This window comes from Kitasatospora sp. NPDC056531 (genome assembly GCF_042794375.1).
Lineage (GTDB): Bacteria > Actinomycetota > Actinomycetes > Streptomycetales > Streptomycetaceae > Kitasatospora.
Genome location: NZ_JBHTTU010000010.1, coordinates 140697 through 159662 on the forward strand (window position 1 = coordinate 140697; position 18966 = coordinate 159662).

Annotated in this window: 20 protein-coding genes; 7 read left to right on the top strand and 13 right to left on the bottom strand. The window is 72.4% G+C overall.

All coding sequences use genetic code 11. From position 1 onward, the window contains the following. Positions 1 to 217: 217 nt before the first annotated feature. From ppdK to ACFQ87_RS13060, 5 genes are all read right to left on the bottom strand, one after another. Positions 218 to 2926: a pyruvate, phosphate dikinase gene (ppdK, locus tag ACFQ87_RS13040; RefSeq protein ID WP_380610750.1), complete on the bottom strand. Its 2709-nt coding sequence runs from the start codon at positions 2924 to 2926 to the stop codon at positions 218 to 220. Positions 2927 to 3490: 564 nt separating this feature from the next. Then, complete coding sequence (dusB, locus tag ACFQ87_RS13045; protein WP_380610752.1) at positions 3491 to 4660, bottom strand: tRNA dihydrouridine synthase DusB; 1170 nt, start codon at positions 4658 to 4660, stop codon at positions 3491 to 3493. A gap of 66 nt (positions 4661 to 4726) precedes the next feature. Beyond that, positions 4727 to 5509: a DUF4097 family beta strand repeat-containing protein gene (locus ACFQ87_RS13050; protein WP_380610753.1), complete on the bottom strand. Its 783-nt coding sequence runs from the start codon at positions 5507 to 5509 to the stop codon at positions 4727 to 4729. Next, the gene (locus ACFQ87_RS13055; protein ID WP_380610754.1) at positions 5506 to 6150 is read right to left on the bottom strand and encodes a response regulator; all 645 of its coding nucleotides are present in this window, start codon (positions 6148 to 6150) and stop codon (positions 5506 to 5508) included. The genes ACFQ87_RS13050 and ACFQ87_RS13055 overlap by 4 nt, the downstream gene beginning before the upstream one ends. Then, positions 6138 to 7358: a histidine kinase gene (locus ACFQ87_RS13060; protein WP_380610755.1), complete on the bottom strand. Its 1221-nt coding sequence runs from the start codon at positions 7356 to 7358 to the stop codon at positions 6138 to 6140. Before ACFQ87_RS13060 ends, ACFQ87_RS13055 begins: the two co-directional genes overlap by 13 nt. A gap of 135 nt (positions 7359 to 7493) precedes the next feature. On the opposite strand from ACFQ87_RS13060, the gene ACFQ87_RS13065 reads away from it, so the two are divergent. Next, positions 7494 to 8048 (top strand): hypothetical protein, encoded by a 555-nt coding sequence (locus tag ACFQ87_RS13065; protein WP_380610756.1) that lies wholly within the window; start codon positions 7494 to 7496, stop codon positions 8046 to 8048. Further along, entirely contained in the window at positions 8045 to 8455 is a 411-nt protein-coding gene (locus ACFQ87_RS13070) for a hypothetical protein (protein ID WP_380610757.1), read from the top strand. The genes ACFQ87_RS13065 and ACFQ87_RS13070 overlap by 4 nt, the downstream gene beginning before the upstream one ends. Here ACFQ87_RS13070 and ACFQ87_RS13075 read toward each other — a convergent pair. Further along, on the bottom strand, positions 8452 to 9330 hold the full coding sequence (locus tag ACFQ87_RS13075; RefSeq protein ID WP_380610799.1) for a helix-turn-helix transcriptional regulator: 879 nt from the start codon (positions 9328 to 9330) through the stop codon (positions 8452 to 8454). The genes ACFQ87_RS13070 and ACFQ87_RS13075 overlap by 4 nt on opposite strands. 110 nt (positions 9331 to 9440) lie before the next feature. Here ACFQ87_RS13075 and ACFQ87_RS13080 point away from each other — a divergent pair, with 110 nt between their 5' ends. From ACFQ87_RS13080 to ACFQ87_RS13090, 3 genes are all read left to right on the top strand, one after another. Further along, a complete protein-coding gene (locus tag ACFQ87_RS13080; RefSeq protein ID WP_380610758.1) occupies positions 9441 to 10907 on the top strand; it encodes an MFS transporter in 1467 nt (488 codons plus the stop codon). A gap of 91 nt (positions 10908 to 10998) precedes the next feature. After that, entirely contained in the window at positions 10999 to 11538 is a 540-nt protein-coding gene (locus ACFQ87_RS13085) for a hypothetical protein (RefSeq protein ID WP_380610759.1), read from the top strand. Next, complete coding sequence (locus tag ACFQ87_RS13090) at positions 11535 to 11669, top strand: hypothetical protein (protein ID WP_380610760.1); 135 nt, start codon at positions 11535 to 11537, stop codon at positions 11667 to 11669. Before ACFQ87_RS13085 ends, ACFQ87_RS13090 begins: the two co-directional genes overlap by 4 nt. 51 nt (positions 11670 to 11720) lie before the next feature. Here the strand turns inward: ACFQ87_RS13090 and ACFQ87_RS13095 are convergent, their stop codons facing one another. The 3 genes from ACFQ87_RS13095 to ACFQ87_RS13105 all read right to left on the bottom strand — a co-directional run bounded on the left by ACFQ87_RS13095 (position 11721) and on the right by ACFQ87_RS13105 (position 14615). Then, the gene (locus tag ACFQ87_RS13095; protein ID WP_380610761.1) at positions 11721 to 12314 is read right to left on the bottom strand and encodes an alpha/beta hydrolase; all 594 of its coding nucleotides are present in this window, start codon (positions 12312 to 12314) and stop codon (positions 11721 to 11723) included. A gap of 24 nt (positions 12315 to 12338) precedes the next feature. Continuing rightward, positions 12339 to 13271, bottom strand: coding sequence for a phosphatidylinositol-specific phospholipase C (locus ACFQ87_RS13100; RefSeq protein WP_380610762.1), 933 nt, complete (start codon positions 13269 to 13271; stop codon positions 12339 to 12341). A 111-nt stretch (positions 13272 to 13382) separates the two neighbouring features. Further along, positions 13383 to 14615, bottom strand: a complete 1233-nt coding sequence (locus tag ACFQ87_RS13105; RefSeq protein ID WP_380610763.1) for an MFS transporter — start codon at positions 14613 to 14615, stop codon at positions 13383 to 13385. A 196-nt stretch (positions 14616 to 14811) separates the two neighbouring features. On the opposite strand from ACFQ87_RS13105, the gene ACFQ87_RS13110 reads away from it, so the two are divergent. Further along, positions 14812 to 15045, top strand: a complete 234-nt coding sequence (locus ACFQ87_RS13110; protein WP_380610764.1) for a hypothetical protein — start codon at positions 14812 to 14814, stop codon at positions 15043 to 15045. Between the two features lie 34 nt (positions 15046 to 15079). Here ACFQ87_RS13110 and ACFQ87_RS13115 read toward each other — a convergent pair whose 3' ends face one another. Continuing rightward, complete coding sequence (locus tag ACFQ87_RS13115) at positions 15080 to 15793, bottom strand: helix-turn-helix transcriptional regulator (RefSeq protein WP_380610765.1); 714 nt, start codon at positions 15791 to 15793, stop codon at positions 15080 to 15082. A 10-nt stretch (positions 15794 to 15803) separates the two neighbouring features. Continuing rightward, positions 15804 to 16742: an alpha/beta hydrolase gene (locus ACFQ87_RS13120; protein ID WP_380610766.1), complete on the bottom strand. Its 939-nt coding sequence runs from the start codon at positions 16740 to 16742 to the stop codon at positions 15804 to 15806. A 253-nt stretch (positions 16743 to 16995) separates the two neighbouring features. Between ACFQ87_RS13120 and ACFQ87_RS13125 the strand changes: the two genes are divergently transcribed. After that, positions 16996 to 17199, top strand: a complete 204-nt coding sequence (locus ACFQ87_RS13125; RefSeq protein WP_380610767.1) for a hypothetical protein — start codon at positions 16996 to 16998, stop codon at positions 17197 to 17199. Positions 17200 to 17239: 40 nt separating this feature from the next. On the opposite strand, the gene ACFQ87_RS13130 is transcribed toward ACFQ87_RS13125, so the two are convergent. Together ACFQ87_RS13130 and ACFQ87_RS13135 are read right to left on the bottom strand one after the other, a co-directional pair. Further along, on the bottom strand, positions 17240 to 18364 hold the full coding sequence (locus ACFQ87_RS13130) for an alpha/beta hydrolase (protein WP_380610768.1): 1125 nt from the start codon (positions 18362 to 18364) through the stop codon (positions 17240 to 17242). Between the two features lie 204 nt (positions 18365 to 18568). Further along, a complete protein-coding gene (locus ACFQ87_RS13135; protein ID WP_380610769.1) occupies positions 18569 to 18952 on the bottom strand; it encodes a hypothetical protein in 384 nt (127 codons plus the stop codon). Positions 18953 to 18966: the final 14 nt, after the last annotated feature.

Below are 18966 nucleotides of genomic sequence, written 5' to 3' on the forward strand. Positions count from 1 at the left end.
GTGGGCACCCCGCGGGGGGGGTGGACGACAGAGGGGGCGGACCCCGAGTGGCGCGGGGGGAAGAGGTGTGGGGGGGGGGGCCCTCCCTTTTTCCCCCCCCCCCCCCCGGCCGTGTTACGTACGCCGGTTCTCCTGCGCCGAGCTCCGGTGTACGCCCTCCCGACGGGAGGGTGAGCGGTCAGTCGTACCCGCGCTTGAGTAGGGGATGCCTACCCTCTCAGCGCGAGTCGCTGCCCGCCGACTCGATGGCGGCGCGGCCGGCCTCCAGGCGCGCCACCGGGATCCGGAAGGGGGAGCAGGAGACGTAGTCCAGCCCCACCTCGTGGAAGAAGTGGACCGAGTCCGGGTCGCCGCCGTGCTCGCCGCAGACGCCGAGCTTGAGGTCGGGGCGGGTGGCCCGGCCGGCCTCGACGGCGTGCTTGACCAGGGAGCCGACGCCGTCGCGGTCGATGGTCTCGAACGGGGAGACCCCGAAGATGCCCTTCTCCAGGTAGGCGGTGAAGAACGAGGCCTCCACGTCGTCCCGGGAGAAGCCCCAGACGGTCTGGGTCAGGTCGTTGGTGCCGAAGGAGAAGAACTCGGCGGCCTCGGCGATCTGACCGGCGGTCACCGCGGCGCGCGGCAGCTCGATCATGGTGCCGAGCTTGATGTCCAGCTGGACGCCGGTGGACTGGGCGACCTCGGCGAGCACCCGCTCGCACTCGTCGCGGACCAGCTCCAGCTCCTGGACGGTGCCGACCAGCGGGATCATCACCTCGGGGCGCGGGTCCCCGCCGGCCAGCTTGCGCTCGGCGGCGGCCTCCGCGATGGCGCGGACCTGCATGCCGAACAGGCCGGGGATGACCAGGCCGAGGCGCACGCCGCGCAGGCCCAGCATCGGGTTCTGCTCGTGCAGCTTGTGCACCGCCTGGAGCAGGCGCAGGTCGTTCTCGTTCGGGTCCTTGCGGGCCTCGGCGAGGGCGACGCGCACCGACAGCTCGGTGATGTCCGGCAGGAACTCGTGCAGCGGCGGGTCGAGCAGGCGGACGGTGACGGGCAGGCCGTCCATCGCCTGGAAGAGCTCCAGGAAGTCGCTCTTCTGCAGCGGCAGCAGGGTGGAGAGGGCGAGCTCGCGGCCCTTGTCGTTGTCCGCGAGGATCAGGTGCTCGACCTCCTTGCGGCGCTCCTCACCGAGGAACATGTGCTCGGTGCGGCACAGGCCGATGCCCTGGGCGCCGTAGCGGCGGGCGCGCGAGCCGTCCTCGGCGTTGTCGGCGTTGGCGCGCACGGCGAGGCGGCGGCGGCCGTCGGCGTGCGACATCAGCCGGTGGACGGCCTGGACCAGTCCGCCCTGGACGTCGGCGCCGGCGTGCAGGGTGCCCTCGAAGTACTCGACCACGGGGGACGGCAGCACGGGTACCTCGCCGAGGTAGACCTTGCCGGACGCACCGTCGATGGAGACGATGTCGCCCTCCTCGACCACCAGGCCGTCGGCGGTGGTGAAGCGGCGGGACTTGGTGTCGACCTCCAGCTCCTCGGCGCCGCAGACACAGGTCTTGCCCATGCCGCGGGCGACGACGGCGGCGTGCGAGGTCTTGCCGCCGCGCGAGGTGAGGATGCCCTCGGCGGCGATCATGCCGTCCAGGTCGTCCGGGTTGGTCTCGCGGCGGACCAGGATGACCTTCTCGCCGGAGCGGGACCACTTGACGGCGGTGTAGGAGTCGAAGACGACCTTGCCGATCGCGGCGCCCGGCGAGGCGGCGAGGCCCCAGCCGATCTGCTTGGACTCGGCGGTCGGGGCGAAGCGCGGGAACATCAGCTGCGCCAGCTGGCCGCCGGTGACGCGCATCAGGGCCTCGTCCAGGTCGATCAGGCCCTGGTCGACCAGCTGGACGGCGATCCGGAAGGCGGCCGCGGCGGTGCGCTTGCCGACGCGGGTCTGCAGCATCCAGAGCTTGCCGCGCTCGATGGTGAACTCGATGTCGCAGAGGTCGCGGTAGTGGTTCTCGAGCTTCTGCATGATCGCCATCAGCTCGTCGTACGACTTCTTGTCGAGCTTCTCCAGCTCGGACAGCTGCAGGGTGTTGCGGATGCCGGCGACGACGTCCTCGCCCTGGGCGTTGGACAGGTAGTCGCCGTAGACGCCCTGGGCGCCGGTGGAGGGGTCGCGGGTGAAGGCGACGCCGGTGCCGGAGTCCTCGCCGAGGTTGCCGAAGACCATGGTGCAGACGTTGACCGCGGTGCCGAGGTCGTTCGGGATGCGCTCCTGACGGCGGTACAGCCGGGCGCGGTCGCCGTTCCAGGAGTGGAAGACGGCGTGGATGGCGAGGTCCATCTGCTCGCGCGGGTCCTGCGGGAAGGCCCGGCCGGTCTCGCGCTCGACGATGCCCTTGAACACCTCGACCAGTTCCCGGAGGTCGGAAGCGTCCAGGTCCAGGTCGTTGGCGGTGCCCTTGGCGTGCTTGGCCTCGTCCAGGGCCTCCTCGAACAGCTCGCCGTCGACGCCCAGGACGGTCTTGCCGAACATCTGGACCAGGCGGCGGTAGGAGTCCCAGGCGAAGCGCTCGTTGCCGGACTGGGCGGCGAGGCCGGCCACCGAGGCGTCGGAGAGGCCGATGTTGAGGACCGTGTCCATCATGCCGGGCATGGAGAACTTGGCGCCGGAGCGGACCGAGACGAGGAGCGGGTTGTCGGCCTGGCCGAGCTTCTTGCCCATCTCCCGCTCGAGGGCCTCCAGGTGGGCGCTGATCTCCTTGTGCAGCGAGGACGGCTCGCTGCCGGTCTCCAGGAAGACCTTGCAGGCCTCGGTGGTGATGGTGAACCCCGGGGGGACGGGGAGGCCCAGGTTGGTCATCTCGGCCAGGTTCGCGCCCTTGCCGCCAAGAAGATCCTTGAGGTCCTTGTTTCCTTCGGTGAAGGAGTAAACAAACTTCTGCTGGGACGGCACGGGTCGGTCTCCTCGTACGCGGTTGCCCTGACGCCGGAGAACATACCCATTTCGAAGGCACTTCTCTGCCCTGAATAGGCCACACGAGGCTGGTACCGAGCGGTAACCCGCTAGATCGAATGCACATAAAGGCGTTCACCTCTGTTGGTGAAATCGTCCGCCTGACGCTAGCAAGCCTTCAAGTCTTGAAGGCGACGAAACCCGAAGATCGCCCGATTCGGACGCTGGGTAGCGGTCGTGCGTCCGTCGCGTTGCCCCGGCTTGATTTCCTGCACCCGGATCGTCCGATCGAGCCCGGATCGGCTTCGGGAAGCGATCCGCCGCCGACCTGTCCATTTCGTCCACTGACCGGCCGTCAGCCGCAACTCCGTGTGGCAAGCGTCACCAGCGCATCCCACCGGTCGAACGTAGACCACCTCCGCCGATCGTCGCACTCCGTCCAGGAATGTGCTCGTTCCGTGACATTGGGGCGCCAAAAAGGAGCCCTCCTGTCCAGGATGGACAAGAGGGCCAGGACCGACTGGCGACCGGGCCAGGAGGGCCCATTTCGCCACTACGGACAGATCATCCGCCAGAGGTATCCGATTCGGCGTCCGCGCCCGGCCGGGCGCAGTCGTACGGATCGTCCAACCAGTTCTCCGGCAGGACCACCCGGTTGTTGCCGCTGGTGCGCCCGCGCGGGCCGTCCGCGCCGATCGGCCAGGACTGGGTCTGCTCCACCTGGGCCAGCGTTTCGGCCAGATCGGCCAGCGAGGAGGCGCCCGCGAGCTTCACCCGCAGCTCCGAGCCGACCGAGAAGCCCTTGGTGTACCAGGCGACGTGCTTACGGAAGTCGATCACGCCGCGTGCCTCGTCCCCCAGCCACTCGCCGAGCAGCTGGGCGTGGCGCACCATCGCCCGGGCCACGTAGCCGAAGTCGGGTCGGGCGTAGTCCACGTCGCCCTCGAAGATCGAGACCAGGTCCTTGAACAGCCACGGCCGACCCAGGCAGCCGCGGCCGACCACGACGCCGTCACAGCCGGTCTCCCGCATCATCCGCAGCGCGTCGTCGGCCGACCAGATGTCCCCGTTGCCCAGCACCGGGATGTGCGCCGGGACGGAGTCGCGCAGCCGGGCGATCGCCGACCAGTCGGCCGTCCCGCCGTAGTGCTGGGCGGCGGTGCGCCCGTGCAGGGCGATCGCGGCCACGCCCTCCTCCGCGCCGATCCGGCCGGCGTCCAGATAGGTGAGGTGGTCGTCGTCGATGCCCTTGCGCATCTTCATGGTCACCGGCAGGTCGCCCGCGTTGGCCACCGCCTCGCGCAGGATCTCGCGCAGCAGGTTGCGCTTGTACGGCAGCGCCGAGCCGCCGCCCTTGCGGGTGACCTTGGGGACGGGGCAGCCGAAGTTGAGGTCGATGTGGTCGGCCAGGCCCTCGTCCGAGATCATCCGGGCGGCCTTGCCGACGGTCACCGGGTCCACCCCGTACAGCTGGATCGAGCGCGGCTTCTCACTCGGGTCGAACTTGATCAGCTGCATGGTCTTGGCGTTGCGCTCGACCAGCGCCCGGGTGGTGATCATCTCCGAGACGTACAGGCCCTTGCCGCCGCTCTGCTCGCGGCACAGGGTGCGGAACGGCGCGTTGGTGATGCCGGCCATCGGTGCCAGCACGACGGGCGGCCACACCTGGATCGGGCCGATGTCCAGCGGCGCGAACTCGGTCTCGGGCGCGGTGGGTGCGGGCGTGGCTGTCATGCGCGGCTGACCTCGGGTAGGGGGACGGGACTCTTCATTGTCCCCCACCCGGGTCACCCGCCCGGCCTACTGCGCATCGGAGCGGTAGCCGATGTCCAACGAGCCCGAGCCGACGTCGGCCTCCAGGCTCCTGTCGCTGGTGGCGTCACCCAGGGCCGGGTCGATGTTGCTGCTGCCCGAGCCCGTGCCGCCGTTGACCCGGTAGCGGGCACCCTTCGGCATGAACATGGTCACCGAGCCGGAGACGGTGCTCACCTTGACGTCCTGCGGCGCCGACCGGAAGGACAGGTCCACCGCCCCAGAGGTGCTGGACACGTCCGCCCGGTCCGAGGAGAGGTCCGTCCCCTGCGTCATCCCGGAGGTGGTGCTCGCGTGGACCGGGCCGGACAGCCGGCGCAGGATGATCGAGCCGGAGGTCCCGTCCAGCCGGACGCCGCCGCTGAGGTCCGACACCTCGACCGCCCCCGAGGTCACCGAGCCGGAGACCTCGGTCTCCGCGGGCACTTCCAGCTCGATCGAGGCGCCGCAGTTGTAGAAGGGCAGCGAACGCCGGCACTCCACGCCGACGGTCATCGTGTCGCCGACGACATCGGCGCGCACCCGGGGCTCGGAGACCGTCCAGTCGAGGTTCTTGCGCACCACGACCCGGCCCTCCACACCCGGCTTGATCCGCACCGACGCGCTGCTCGTGGCGAGCTGCAGCTTGTGGACGGTGGCCACGTACGTCTGCTGCTCGGTCCGTGACTGCCGGGCCACCAGGGCCATGGTCTGCGCCCCGCCCATGACCACCACGAACACCACGGTGAGCACCCCGGTGATCCGCCACGCCCTGGTGGACCGCGCGCTCACGTGATCTCCAGGAAGCGCAGCACCGCCATCACCCGGCGGTGGCTGTCGTCGGCCGGCGGGAGGTCCAGCTTGGTGAAGATCGAGTTGATGTGCTTGGCCACCGCACTGTCGCTGACCACCAGGGCTGCGGCGATCGCCGCGTTGGAACGGCCCTCCGCCATCAGGGAGAGCACGTCCCGCTCGCGCGGGGTCAGCTTCTCCAGCGGGTCCCGGTGGCGGCGCACCAGCAGCTGGGCCACCACCTCCGGGTCCAGCGCGGTGCCGCCCTCGGCGACCCGCTGCAGCGCGTCCACGAAGTCGTCCACATTGGCCACCCGCTGCTTGAGCAGGTAGCCGACGCCGCTGGTGTTGGTGGCCAGCAGGTCCGCGGCGTAGCGCTCCTCCACGAACTGGGAGAGCAGCAGCACGGCGGTGTCCGGCCACTGCTGCCGGATCACCATCGCGGCCTTCACCCCCTCGTCGTGGAAGCCCGGCGGCATCCGCACGTCGGCGACCACCACCCGGGGACGGTGCTCCTCGACGGCGGCCAGCAGTTCGACGGCGTCCCCGACGGCGGCCACGACCTCGAAGCCCACCGCCTCCAGGACCTTGACCAGGCCGACCCTGAGCAGGACCGAGTCCTCGGCGATCACAGCGCGCACGGCAACTCCACGGTGATGGTGGTGGGCCCCCCGAGGGGGCTGAGAACGGACAGCGTGCCGTCGACCGAGGCGGCGCGCTTGCGCAGACCGGTGAGCCCGGTGCCGCGCGAGGGGTCCGCGCCGCCCACGCCGTCGTCGCTGATGACCAGGCGCAGTCGGCCCCCGGCCGTGCGCACCGACACCTCGACCTGCTTGGCGCGGGCGTGCTTGGCCACGTTGGTGAGCGCCTCGGAGACGGTGAAGTAGGCGACCGCCTCGACGGTCGGGGCGACCGGGGCGGACAGGTCGACGTCCAGGCGCACCGGCAGCGGGGCGCGGGCGGCGATGCCGGACAGCGCCGCGTCCAGGCCGCGATCCTCCAGGACGGCCGGGTGCAGGCCGCGGACCAGGTCGCGCAGCTCGTCGATGGCGGCCTGCGCCTCCTCGTGCGCCGCGACGATCACCTGCATGGCGTCGGGCGGGCAGTCCTTGAGGGTGCGCCGGGCCAGGCCCAGATTCATCGCGAGGGAGGTGAGGCGCTGCTGGGCGCCGTCGTGCAGGTCCCGCTCGATCCGGCGGCGCTCGGCGTCCACCGCGTCCACCAGGCCGGCCCGGGACTCGGCGATCTCCTCGACCCGGCGCTCCAGCTTCTCCGCCCGGTTGGGCCCGAGCAGGACCTGCGCCGAGCGGACCTCCAGCCAGGCGGTCAGCGTTGTCACCCCGGGCGCCGCCACCAGCGACAGCACACCGAACACCGTGAGCACCACGTCCAGGCCGGCCAGCTCGCTGCGCAGCCCCGATCCGAGCGGCAGCAGCCAGACCCAGGCGTACAGGGTGGTCAGCACCAGGGCGATGCCCCAGAGATAGACGGCGGCCAGCGCACAGAGCGCCAGGGCCGGGCCGATCAGCAGGTGGTAGGCGATCTGACGCCAAGCCAGGCCGAGCCGCAGCCGGCCCAGCCGCAGGGCCGCGGGCGCGCCGGGCGGCGGCACCTCCACACCGCAGAGGGCGCGCAGCCGTCCGCGCTGGAGGGCGGTGAGCCAGCGGGTGCAGGTCAGCACGACCGCGAGGACCGGGAAGAGCAGGGGGGACTCGGTCATCGCCAGCCAGACCGGCACGGCCATGGGTATTCCGGCCGCTATGAAGCGGGTGTCCCGCCAGGCCCCGGCCGACCACGGCGGGCGGCGGAGGCTCCTGACGAGCGCTCGGCGCAACGTGGTGGAGGGCATGGCGGACAGCGTAGGGCCCGGTGATCAAGAGCCGCCATGAAGGGGGGTGCCCGATGGGGGTGTAGCTAGGTACACCCCCGATTCGGTGTGGGGCACCACCGACAGGAGGCCCCTCCGGGCGGAAGGCTTGGGGACATGACGAGCACCGCATCGCACTCCGCCACTCCGCCGCACGGGCGGCCCGTCCCCGGGAACCACGGGGGTGTTCCCGGGGGCGCGCTCCACCCGGCGTCGGGGCCGGAGGGGACGCTGCCGACCGGGGCCGGGCCCTGGTCGGTCCGCAGCGTCGGGTCCGGCCGCGGCCGGGCCGCGCTGGAGCTGTACCAGTACGGCGAGTTGGCCGACGTCCTGGTCGCCGCCCGGCTCACGCCGCAGCTGGTGCGCGGCGCCCGGCGCAGCCCGTCCGCCGGGAACCGCTCGCACGCGTTCGCCTGGGGGCGGCTGCCGGCCGACGGCGCGGCACCCTCGGTGCTGTTCACCGGCGGGCGGCGGCTGTTCCGTACGGCCCGTCCGTTCCGGACGGCTTCGGCGGCCCGGGTGGTCACGGTGGCCGGGTGCTTCTGGCTGGCCTGGGCCGAGGGGCCGTTCGACGCGGTGCTGGTCGAGCACCCGGCGGGCGGGCCGGCCGAGCGGCTGCCGCTGCAGCGGGTCCGGGAGCGCCAGGTCGCGGTGGTCGGGGGTGCGGCATGACCATCGCCGTCGTCTCGGGTGCCCCGGCGTACGTCCTGCGGGAGCGCTTGCGGCAGGCACCGCGGCTGGCGGCCTTCGCGCTGCTGCCCTGGCTGATGATCCTGGCCGTCAACCACGAGACCCCGTGGGTGGTGCTCGACCTGCTGGAGTTCGCCGGCCTGCTGTCGCTGGACGCGCTGCTGCTCCGGCGCAGCCCCGCCGCGCTGTGGGCGGGCGCGGCGGTGGCCCTGCTGCTCGCCGGGGACGCGCTGGTGGACATCTCCTTCGCCGGGCCGGGGCACGCGGTGCTGACCGCGCTGGTGATGGCGTTCTGCGTCGAACTGCCGCTGGCGGCGGTGTGCCTGCTGCTCGGGCGGGAGGCGATACGCGGCGGGCGGCGACACGCGGCTGGCGGGCGGCGGGCCTAGAGACTCGTCGGCAGCCGGTCCATCAGCGCGCGGGTCTCCTCGTCCAGCGGGGTGTAGCTGATCATGCGGGTTCCGAGCCGGGGGCTGAGCCAGAAGTTGGTGTACTCGCAGCGCAGCAGGCCGATGCCCGGCACCTGGAAGCGCTTGATCCCGTTGCCCGGCCGCATCACCTCGTGCCGCTGCCACTCCTCCTCGAAGTCCGGCGATGCCTTGCGCACCCGGGCCAGCAGTGCCTTCCAGGTCGGCTCGGCGGGGTGGTCGGCCATCGCCGCGCGGAACCGGGCCACCATGCCGAGGCGTTCGGTCCGGTAGTCGATCAGCACCTCGCGGAAGTGCGAGTCGGTGAAGGCCAGCCACATCAGGTTCCGGTCCTCGGGCGGCAGCTCCTCCAGCCTGCCGACGAAGCCGGTGTACTGCGCGTTGTACGCCAGCACGTCGTAGCGGGAGTTGAGCACCACGGCCGGGTACGGCGCCAGCTGCTCCAGCACCAGCCGCACGCTCGGCGTGACCGAGGGGCAGTCCTGGATCGGCGCCGGGTCCTCCGCGCCGGCCAGGGTGAACAGGTGCGCCCGCTCGCTCGGGTCCAGCAGCAGCGCCCGGGCCACCGCGTCCAGCACCTGGGTGGACACCTGGATGTCCCGGCCCTGCTCCAACCACGTGTACCAGGTCACCCCCACGGCGGCGAGCTGCGCGACCTCCTCCCGGCGCAGCCCCGGGGTGCGGCGGCGGCCGGTCATCGGCAGGCCCACCTGTTCGGGTGCGATGCGCTCCCGGCGGCTGCGCAGGAACGCCGCCAGGTCGTGCCGACGGGCGTCGCCGAGGGTGCTGCGGTGCGGCGCGGCCGAGCCGGGACGGGCTTGCGCGACGGGGGTCATCAGGCTCATGGTCCCAGCATGCGGCAGTCCGCATCCTGTTGCCAGGTACTTCTTATACCTGGATAACCACACTCTGGTACCAGGGTATGGCGAGGCGGATCGTATGACCCGTGACTCAACCACTCGCCGTCGCCCCGGCCTCGAGCCGGACCGCCCCCACAGCCGCCCCCCACACCTCGTCGTCAGGCACCGCAGGGCCCTCCCTCGGCACCGCCGGACTGGTCACCGTCCTGCTCGGGGCCTTCCTCCCGATGCTCGACTTCTTCATCGTCAACGTCGCCCTGCCCACCATCGACAAGGACCTGGCCGCCGGACCCGCCGTCCTGGAGCTGGTCGCCGCCGGCTACGGCATCGCCTTCGCCGTCCTGCTCGTGCTCGGCGGGCGGCTCGGCGACATCTTCGGCCGCCGCCGGCTCTTCGTCGCCGGCGCCGCCGCCTTCGCGCTCACCTCGCTGGCCTGCGGCCTCGCCCCCGACGCGTGGTCGCTGGTCGCCGCCCGGGCCGCCCAGGGCGCCTCGTCCGCGCTGCTGATCCCCCAGGTGCTCGGCACCATCACCGCCGCCACCGACGGCGCCCGGCGCGGCCGCGCGCTCAGCATCTACGGCGCCGTCGGCGGGATATCCGTGGTGATCGGGCAGGTGCTCGGCGGGATGCTGGTCGCCGCCGACCTGTTCGGCACCGGCTGGCGCTCGGTCTTCCTGGTGAACGTGCCGTTCGCGCTGCTCGCCGTGGTCCTGGCCGTCCGGTACGTGCCGGAGAGCAAGGCCACCCAGGCCGCCCGGGTCGACGTGCTCGGCACCGTCCTGCTCACCGCCACCCTGTTGGCCCTGCTCATCCCGCTGATGGAGGGCCGCGCGGCCGGCTGGCCGCTCTGGTCCTGGCTGCTGCTCGCCCTGTTCCCGGTGCTGGCCGTCGCCTTCGCCCTGGTCGAGCGCCGCGCCGAGCAGCGCGGGGACACCCCGCTGGTGCCGCCGACCCTGCTGCGGATCCCCGAGATGCGGCGCGGCCTCGGCATCGCGCTCCCCTACTTCGCGGGCTTCGGCGGCTTCATGTTCAACATCGCGGTCGCCATCCAGCAGGGCCTCCACCTCGGTGTGGTCGCGGCCGGCTGGGCGCTCGTCCCGATGGCCGTCGGCTACTTCTGCGCCTCGCTGTCCGGCCCGCGCCTGATCGGCCGCTGGGGCAGCCGGGTGCTCAGCGCCGGCGCCGTCATCCAGGCCGTCGGCCTCGCCACCCTCGCGCTGACCATCCTCGCCGACTGGTCGCACTTCTCCCCGCTGCGGATGGCCCCCGGCGTCGCCCTCGCCGGCATCGGGCAGGGCCTGATCGGCACCCCGCTGTTCCGGGTCGTCCTCTCCAAGGTCCCCGCCGCCCGGGCCGGCGTCGGCAGCGGCGTCCTCGCCACCAGCCAGCAGTCCAGCCTCGCCCTCGGCGTCGCCACCCTCGGCACGCTCTACCTGTCCCTCGCCCCCACCCTCGGCATGGACCGGGCGCTCGCCCTGTGCCTGGGCATCCAGTTGGTCGGTTCCTTCACCATCCTGTACCTGACCACCCGTCTCCCCCGCACCATCGGCTGAGCCCGGCGGGCCCTGCGGGGCCCCGGGCGACGGCTCACGGCCTCGCGATCGGTTCTCCGCCGATCGCGAGGCCGTTCTGTGCGGCCGTTCTGTGCGCGGCTACCGGCCGAGGCCGTCGAGCCAGCCGCCGACCAGGCCCCGCACACTGGCGGGCACCGCCGCCACCGGAGCCCTCATCGACCGGCACCTGCGCGCCCTCACCCTCGCCTCCTGCGGGCTCCTCGCCCTCGCGGCGATCGTCATCGCCGCCGCCCTGATCAGCTCTACGGCCTGGCCAGTCCACGCCGCCGCCGTGATCTGGGGCCTCGGCTTCGGCGGCGCCGCCACCCTCCTGCAGACCGCCGTCGCCGACGCCGCCGACCTCGCCCAGTCCCTCCTGGTCACCTGCTGGAACCTCGGCATCGCCACCGCGGCGGCGGCCGGCGGACTCCTCCTCGACCACGGCGGGCCCGAGTCGCTGCCCTGGTCGGCGCTGGCGCTGCTGGCGCTCGCCCTGGCGGTGGCGGCGGCCGCCCCGGCGGCACGGGCTTCCCGGGCGGGGATGGGCCGGGCGAGGGTGACACCCGTTCGCGTGAAGTCGAGGCGAGGCGCCCGTCTTCCCGCTCGACGCACGTCAGCCTGGACCGCATGACAACCGCGATCTCCGCACGACAACTCCACGAGCACACCGACGAGTTGACCGCCCGGGTGGCGACCGGCGAGCGCTTCGGGATCGCCCGGGGCGGCCGGCTGGTCACCGCGCCGGCTCCGCCCGCCCTTTAGCCGAGCCTCGCCTCATGGGCGGACACCCCGGTTTCCCAGGAGGTCTGAGCCTCACCCGTCAGCGAGCGAGCCGACGAAGCGGTCCAGTCGCTCGACGACCTGCCGCAGGATGTCGACCGAGCCGACCGGATCCTCGTCACGCTCCAAGCCGTGGTCGGCGCCGGGGAGTTCCAGGACTTCGTGCCCGGTCGAGTCGGCGATCCGGCGGTCCCACCGCCGGTCGGCGCTCCCGCCGACGAGCAGGGTCGGCGCCTGGGCCCGTCCGAGGGCGTGGGCCACCTGGTCGAGGGTGAGGATGGGCGTCAGCCAGGCCGCCGCGAGCTCGCGGTCGGCGGCGAGGCCGCACGCGAAGGAGCCGAGGGACTTGCCTACCAGCAGGCGGCAGGCGCCGCGCTCGGCGTCCACCGCCTCGGCGGCCTGCCGTTCCACCCAGGCGATCCACTCCTCCATCGCCAGGTCGGTGGATTCCGCCGGGAGTTGCCACCACAGCTCCTGGACCGTCCAGCCGTGCCGGAGCAGGACGGCCCGGGCGAAGTGCAGCAGTGGCCGGGCGGGCGAGTAGCCGCCGCCGGGGAGGACGAGCGCGACGCGGTCGGGGTCGCCGTCGTAGCGGGTGGGCAGGGTCAGCGGGGCGGAAGCAGCCATGGCCGGAGGCTACTGCCCGGACGGTCAGTGGGCGGTGAAGTTCCTGTCGAGGAGCAGCTGCAGCACGTCGGTGTGGAAGTCCGGGAAGTCCATCGGGACGATGCCGAGGTGGGTGAACTGTTGGCGGCGGGCGGCGAGGTAGTCGCGGACGGGCGGGAGAATGGCGTCGGCGTTGACCTTGGGCCAGCCGCCGTTGGCGTAGCTGGTGAAGTTGACGTACATCCGCGGGGAGGCCTGGTCGCCGGAGGCGCGGTCGAACCAGTCGATGACGGCCCGGGACTTGGCGGCGAGGCTGATGCCCTGGAAGGTGTCCTGGGTGGCGAACCAGGGGTTGGCGGCGCTGGACCACTGGATGACCGACCAGGGGTTGGCGAAGTCGGCGGCGAGGACGATGCGGCCGCGGGCCTGGCCGAGGGTGGGCCACCAGGGGTCGGTCCAGAACAGCGGGCGGTAGCCGAGGCCGTCCAGGTAGTGGTTGATCCGGCGCTGGAACTCGGGGGCTTCGAGCCGGTTTCCGCCCGCGTACTCGTTCCTGATCCGCATGACGACGACCTCGCCGGGGCGGGCGGCGAGGAAGGCGCGGCACTGGTCGAGGACGTCCTGGAGGCGCAGGTACTGGTAGGCGTCGCTGTGATAGATGCCGAGTTCGTCGGCGGTGCCGGCCAGGCCGTTGCAGCGGATGTCCAGGAAGCGTATGCCGCGCTGGAGTTGCTCGGGCAGGCCCCAGTTCTGGGTGTGGGACCACTCGGTGCCGTGCCACGGATCGGTGCAGCAGGAGTCGTGGGTGCCGGGGATGGTGAGGGCGGTCAGCGGGGTCGGGTCGCCCAGGGCGGCCATCCAGGCGGACGGGTCAACGGCGGTGGCGGCGCGGGCTGTTACGGGCCGCAGGAGCCCGCCGACGGCGGGGAGGGCAGCGGCTCCCCAGCGCAGGACGTCGCGACGGGTGGGGCTGCTCATGGGCGCTCCTTCGTCTCGGCCTCGCTCGAACTGTTGTGTCCTCCAGCGGGTGTGCTCGACCGAGCGGGCCACGAAACCCCTTCGGTGCCACCGAGGCTGGACCTCGCGTGGTCACGTCCCGATCGCCTCGGGCGGCACCGTCCGAGGGCTGGTCGTCACCGCCACGAGGGTGCCGGCCAGGGCGATCGAGGCGAAGACGGTCAGCGCCCCGGCGGTGCCGACCGCGCCGGCCAAGGCGCCGCCCAGCAGTGCGCCTACTGGTATGACGAGCTGGCCCATCGATCGCGAAAGCCCGAGCACCCGGCCGAGTTGGTCCGGCGGGGAGAGCAGCTGCTGCAGGGTCACCGAGCTGACGGCCCACACCGTCGCGCAGAAGCCGAACACCAGCTGGTAGGCGATCAGCACCGGCAGCGCGAAGCCCAGCGAGGCCGCCGGGATCAGGAACAGAGCGGCCGCGGCGAGCGGGCCGAAGACCGGAATCACCCTGGTCAGGCCGACCCGGGCGATGACCTTCTTGCCGGTGAGGACGGCGGTCACCGCCGCCACGCTGAAGGCGGCCGTGGTGACGCCTACCTCGCCGGGGCCCAAGTCGGCCACCTGGTACGCGAAGTAGGCGTACAGGCCGCCGAGCCCGGCCCCGCCGAAGTTGAGGGCGGCGGCGGCCACGGCGAGCCGGGCCAGCACCGGCTGGTCGCGGAGCACCCCGAGGCCCTCCCGCAGGGACTCGACGACCCCCGGCCGCGCGGTCGGGCGCGTTGTCGCTTCGGCGTCCCGTTGGAGCCTGGGCAGGCTCAGGGCCACGGCGGACAGCCCGTAGCTGACCGCGTCCGCCACCATCGCGGTGGCCGCTCCCACGGCCTGCACCAGCGCGGCGGCCAGCCCGGGCCCGGCGATCTGGCCGACCGAACGGGCCCCGGCCAGCTTGGCGTTGGCGGCGACCAGGCCGTCCTTGGCCACGAAGTCGGACACCGCGGTCGGCACGGCGATCGCGGAGAGCCCGCCGAGTGCGCCGGAGACGGCCGCCACCCCGTAGAGGTGGACCAGCGTCAACGCACCGGCGGCGTGCGCCAGCGGCACGGTGGCGACCAACAGGAGCTGGACGAGGTCGACGGTGACCAGCAGCCGCCGGCGGGAGGCGACCCGGTCGACCAGCACCCCGGCGAACGGACCGGTCAGGCCCTGCACCCCGTACTCCAGCGCAAACAGCAGGGAGGCGGCGAGCGGCCCGGCATCCAGGAGCAGGATCGCCAGCGTCGGCAGCGCGAGTGCAGTGACCTGCGTGCCCGCCACGCTCACGCCCTGGGAGAACATCAGGGCGGGCACCGCCCTCCGGGAGAGGGCCACCGGGACAGCTCCTGCACCCTCATCCGCCATGACCCTCAAGCTACTTCATCGCATCGAGACCCAGAAGCCCGCGCCGGACCCCCTTGTTCGTGCGCAGAAGTCGGCCGGGCCGACTTCTCGCGCAGCGGGCCCGGACTGCGCCCCTTACCGGGAGGCCGATTCGTGTGCGATGATCCAGGTCGGGGGAGGGGGAGCCATGGGCCTTGTCATCGCATTCCTGGTCGCGCTCGTTTCTGCCGTCGTCGGCATCACCGCGTTCCTGATCCACCGGGAACGGGCCCGCCGGCGCTGGACGGACGAGGCGGAGGGCCTGCTGATCGAGCAGCAGCGCACCACCCAGGCCGCCCGGATCCGCACCACCTACTCCAGCGCGTCCATGCACCACGGCAACGGGCTGGTCACCGACGACCTGCACAAGTACTACAGCTGAGCGCGGCTCAGGGCACGAGCGACGCCGACGCCCCTCAGGGCGTGAGCGAGGCCAGTGCCGCGGGGCGGGCCGCGCCGGCGGCGGCAGATCCCTGTAGCAGGGCGGCCAGGTCGTGGGGCGGCGCCGGCTCGGCGGTCGGGGTCGCGGCGGTGATGCGGTCCAGCCGGAAGCCCCGGCCGGCCCGGCGGGTACGGCACCAGGCGATGAGGTACCACTTGCCGTCGGCGGTGAGCAGCCCGGCCGGTTCCACGGCGCGGTCGCTTTCCCGCCCGGCGGCGTCGGCGTAGGACAGCCGCAGCACCGTGCCGTCGGTGAGGGCCCGCTCCACCCCCGTGCGGACCGATTCCGCGGTCCGGGTGGGTAGTGCGACGATCCGGGCGGCGAGTTCCTGGGCCGCCGTCGAAGCGGGGCCGGTCATCGCGGCGGCGATCTTCTGAGAGGCCGTACGGACCGCGCCGGCGTACGGGGCCGAGGTGTCGGCCGCGGCGAGCGCGGCGACCAGTGCCGAGGCCTCCTCGGGGGTGAGGCGGATCGGCGGCAGGGTCATCGCCGGGTCGATCGACCAGCCCCCGCCCCGCCCGGTGGTGGCGCGCACCGGGACGCCCGACTCCATCAGCGCCTGGAGGTCCCGCTGCACGGTGCGCGCGCTCACCTCGAACCGCGCGGCGAGCGCGGCGACCGTCAACGATCGCGGCGCCGCCGCGCGCAGCTCCTCCACCAGTGCGTAGAGCCGAGGGGTGCGGTTCATGCGACCGACGCTACCGTCCCGCGCCGGCCAGGAAGTCCCGCTCCCGCTGCTGTTCGCGTGCGGTGACGGCCAGCGGGAACAGGGTGAAGCCGTGCATCGCCCCGGCGACGACGGCGAGTTGGACGGGCGCCCCGGCCGACTGCCACCGCTGGGCCAGGAACAGCGAGTCGTCCAGCAGCGGGTCCTCGCTGCCGACCATGATGCGGGCGGGCGGCATGCCGGTCAGGTCGGCGCACAGCGGTGAGATCTCCGGATCGCGCCGCTCGTCCGGACTCAGGCCCGGCGTGAAGAGCTCGTAACTGCCGTGCAGGGAGTCGGAGTTGCTCAGCAGGCGGCGGGATCCGAACAGCCGCTGGCTCGGCGTCATCGACAGGTCGTACGGGCCGAAGGCCAGGTGGGCCGCCCGGAACGCGCCGGTGATGCCGTGCCGGTCGCGCAGCCGCAGCAGGGTCAGGACGCTCAGGTGGGCGCCGGCCGACTCGCCGCCGATCAGCAGCCGCCGGGTGCCGAACTCGGCCTCGGCGTGGTCCACCAGCCATCGGGCGGCGGCCTCGCAGTCGTCGGGCCCGGCGGGGAAGGGGTGTTCCGGGGCGAGGCGGTAGTCCACGCTCACCACCGCGAGTCGGGCTTCGGAGGCCAGGTTCCAGAGCTTCTCGTCCTGCCCGTCGGCGGAGCCGAACGCCCAGCCGCCGCCGTGGATGTGCAGGTACACGCCGTCGACGCGCTCCGGCACGAACGTCCGGGCCCTCACCCCGGACGGGAGGAGGCGGTCCTGGCCCTGCGGGAGTCGCACCGGGGGCGTGTCGCCGCCGAGCCGGTTGCGTCGCAGGTGCGCTATCAGGGCCGCGTCGGGCGCCTGCCCGCGCGGGGGGCGGAGGGCGGCGGCGGCCTCGAACTGCTCGTTGAAGGCCAGGGTCTCGGAGAGGCAGTCCTCGTCGGTGATCGTCATGAGTCGATGGTCGCGACTGTTCGCGACAACAGCCTGTCACCCTTTTTCGGTGACCTGCGTCACAGCGATGCTGCCGCGGCGACCGGCCGGTGCGACTGCCCCCGGCTGGAGGCCGCGGGCGTCCTGCGCCAGGAGGGGCGGGGCCGGCGAACCGGAATCAGGCGCCGGACCTGCCCCCCTCCGCACCTTCGACGTCCCCGAGGGCTATGGGCCCGACGCGGCTGGCTTCCGCAGCGGGTGGATACTGCCTCCCATGCATTCGGACATAGGCCGCCCGAGATGGTGGCTCGCGATTCGAGCCTTCCTGCTCTTCCTCGTGTGCGGAGGACTTGGCTGCTTCGCCTACGAGGTGGTGGCGCATCGCCCGGTCGGCGGGATGCCGTGGGGCGGGCTGCTGTTCGGGGCGATCGTGTCCGCGACGCTCAGCGCACTGCTCCCGGAGCGACGGCGCCGCTGAGCCCCGCCCCGGCGAGCGGACTCGTCAGGCCCTGGCGGGCTCAGCGGGGCGGGATGATTCCGGTCAGCCACTTGAAGGTCGGGACGACCAGCGGCTTCCAGGTCGACGTCAGGTGCGCACCGGTGGTCTCGAACGGCGTGACGGTGGTCGGGCTCTTCGCCGCCTGCTGGAGGGCGGTCGCGTCCTCCAGCCCGTCGCCCCGCTTGCCGGTCACGTAGAGCGCGACGTTCGGCGGGGTCGGGGCGTGGGTGAGGATGTAGAGCGGGTTGGAGGTCTCGCGCAGCTTCGGGTCCTTGGCGGTCAGTGAGGCCGGTTCGCCGGCCGGGTCGTTGTAGCCGGACATGCTGATCGCGGCGCGGTACCGGTTCGGGTGGGAGAGCGCGAGGCGCAGGGCGCAGTGGGCGCCGGCCGAGTAGCCGGACAGGGCCCAGCGGTCCGGGGTGGTGTCGGCCCGGAAGTTGTCCACGATCATCTGCGGGACGTCCCGCGAGAGCCAGGTGTCGGCGTTGACCTTACCGGGGACGTCGGCGCACCCGGTGTCGGTATTGCCGAGGAGGGTGACGCGCGGTACGACCAGGATAAACGGGGTCACCTGACCGGACTTCATCAGTGGTTCCAGCTGCTTGGTCGCTTCCATGGCATCGCCGAACCAAGCGCTGGACGACCCGGGGAACCCGACGAGCAATTCGACCACCGGGAAGGTCTTGTCCTTGTAAGCCGGGTCGTCGTACTGCGGCGGCGTCCAGACCAGCACCTCGCCGTCGACTCCGGAGAGCCGGCCCTTGAGGTCGGCCTGCTTCACGTTCCTGGGCACGGCGTCCGAGTCGGGCGCATGGAAGGTCTGGGGCACCTTGGGCGCGGCGGTGCCGGGCGAGCCGGCGGGGGCGGCACCCCGGTCGCCGGCCAGGCCCTCGTCCTTCGGGGGCACGGGCACGGCCCGGACGTGGCTGGCGTTGCCCAGCAGGTCGCCCCAGTTGTCGTAGAGCTGGTTCTCGTTGTTGACGATCACGAAGACCATGGCCACGGCGGTGAACTGGCAGAGCACCACTGTGCCGAGGTACGAGAGCGCACGCAGCGGCGTGCGCCGCTGTTCAGGGGTTCGCGCCCGCCCGAAGAACCTTCCTTTGCCCAGCCATTGCGCCATGGCCAGCGCAATGGAGCCCACGAACAGAACGATCGTGAGGATGAGGAAGGGGGTGCCCGTCAGAGTCATTGCGTTCGAAGCCGGTTCCTGTGCCCGCCGGGCCCGCATACCCGGTCACAGGAGAGACACCGAGGAACTGTCGTTCGGTTGCCTCGTCACGGGAAATTCCCCGCCCGGGCCGGTGGCCCCGCCAATCCTCGCGCCGCCGACCCTCGCGTGGCGAGTTCAGTTGCAGACGCCTTCGACGGTCTTCGGTAGGCCGATGAGGAGGTCAGTGACGTACGCGCACATGTGGTGGCCCGGGCCGTCGTACCGCCAGCCGGAATCGGCACCCCCACGGCCAGTCCAGACCGTCCTTCCGTTGCCCTTCAGGGTGTACAGGCAGTAGCTCCTGGGAGTGGCCGAGACCACCCTCTGCGCATCGTGCATGACGCCGTCGTAGGAGTGCAGTTCGATCTTCTGATCGCCTTGGCAGTGCCTCGTTTTGATCCAGCGATCGCCATAGGCGGGGGCGGCGGAGGCGGCGGAAGCGGGCGTGGCCAGAACGATAGCGGCACCGACGCCAAGGGCCGCGATGGCGGAAGTCAGGGACGTACGGCGAGACAGCATGACGCGGACCCCCC

What these genes read in the sequence shown, in the direction of transcription:
- ACFQ87_RS13060 (WP_380610755.1), bottom strand. Translation starts at nt 7,358, where the DNA reads ATGCCCTCCACCACGTTGCGCCGAGCGCTCGTCAGGAGCCTCCGCCGC.
- ACFQ87_RS13100 (WP_380610762.1), bottom strand. Translation starts at nt 13,271, where the DNA reads ATGAGCAGCCCCACCCGTCGCGACGTCCTGCGCTGGGGAGCCGCTGCC.
- dusB (WP_380610752.1), bottom strand. Translation starts at nt 4,660, where the DNA reads ATGACAGCCACGCCCGCACCCACCGCGCCCGAGACCGAGTTCGCGCCG.
- ACFQ87_RS13135 (WP_380610769.1), bottom strand. Translation starts at nt 18,952, where the DNA reads ATGCTGTCTCGCCGTACGTCCCTGACTTCCGCCATCGCGGCCCTTGGC.
- ACFQ87_RS13115 (WP_380610765.1), bottom strand. Translation starts at nt 15,793, where the DNA reads ATGAACCGCACCCCTCGGCTCTACGCACTGGTGGAGGAGCTGCGCGCG.
- ACFQ87_RS13090 (WP_380610760.1), top strand. Translation starts at nt 11,535, where the DNA reads ATGACAACCGCGATCTCCGCACGACAACTCCACGAGCACACCGACGAG.
- ACFQ87_RS13110 (WP_380610764.1), top strand. Translation starts at nt 14,812, where the DNA reads ATGGGCCTTGTCATCGCATTCCTGGTCGCGCTCGTTTCTGCCGTCGTC.
- ACFQ87_RS13065 (WP_380610756.1), top strand. Translation starts at nt 7,494, where the DNA reads ATGACGAGCACCGCATCGCACTCCGCCACTCCGCCGCACGGGCGGCCC.
- ACFQ87_RS13095 (WP_380610761.1), bottom strand. Translation starts at nt 12,314, where the DNA reads ATGGCTGCTTCCGCCCCGCTGACCCTGCCCACCCGCTACGACGGCGAC.
- ACFQ87_RS13070 (WP_380610757.1), top strand. Translation starts at nt 8,045, where the DNA reads ATGACCATCGCCGTCGTCTCGGGTGCCCCGGCGTACGTCCTGCGGGAG.
- ACFQ87_RS13125 (WP_380610767.1), top strand. Translation starts at nt 16,996, where the DNA reads ATGCATTCGGACATAGGCCGCCCGAGATGGTGGCTCGCGATTCGAGCC.
- ACFQ87_RS13075 (WP_380610799.1), bottom strand. Translation starts at nt 9,330, where the DNA reads ATGACCCCCGTCGCGCAAGCCCGTCCCGGCTCGGCCGCGCCGCACCGC.
- ACFQ87_RS13120 (WP_380610766.1), bottom strand. Translation starts at nt 16,742, where the DNA reads ATGACGATCACCGACGAGGACTGCCTCTCCGAGACCCTGGCCTTCAAC.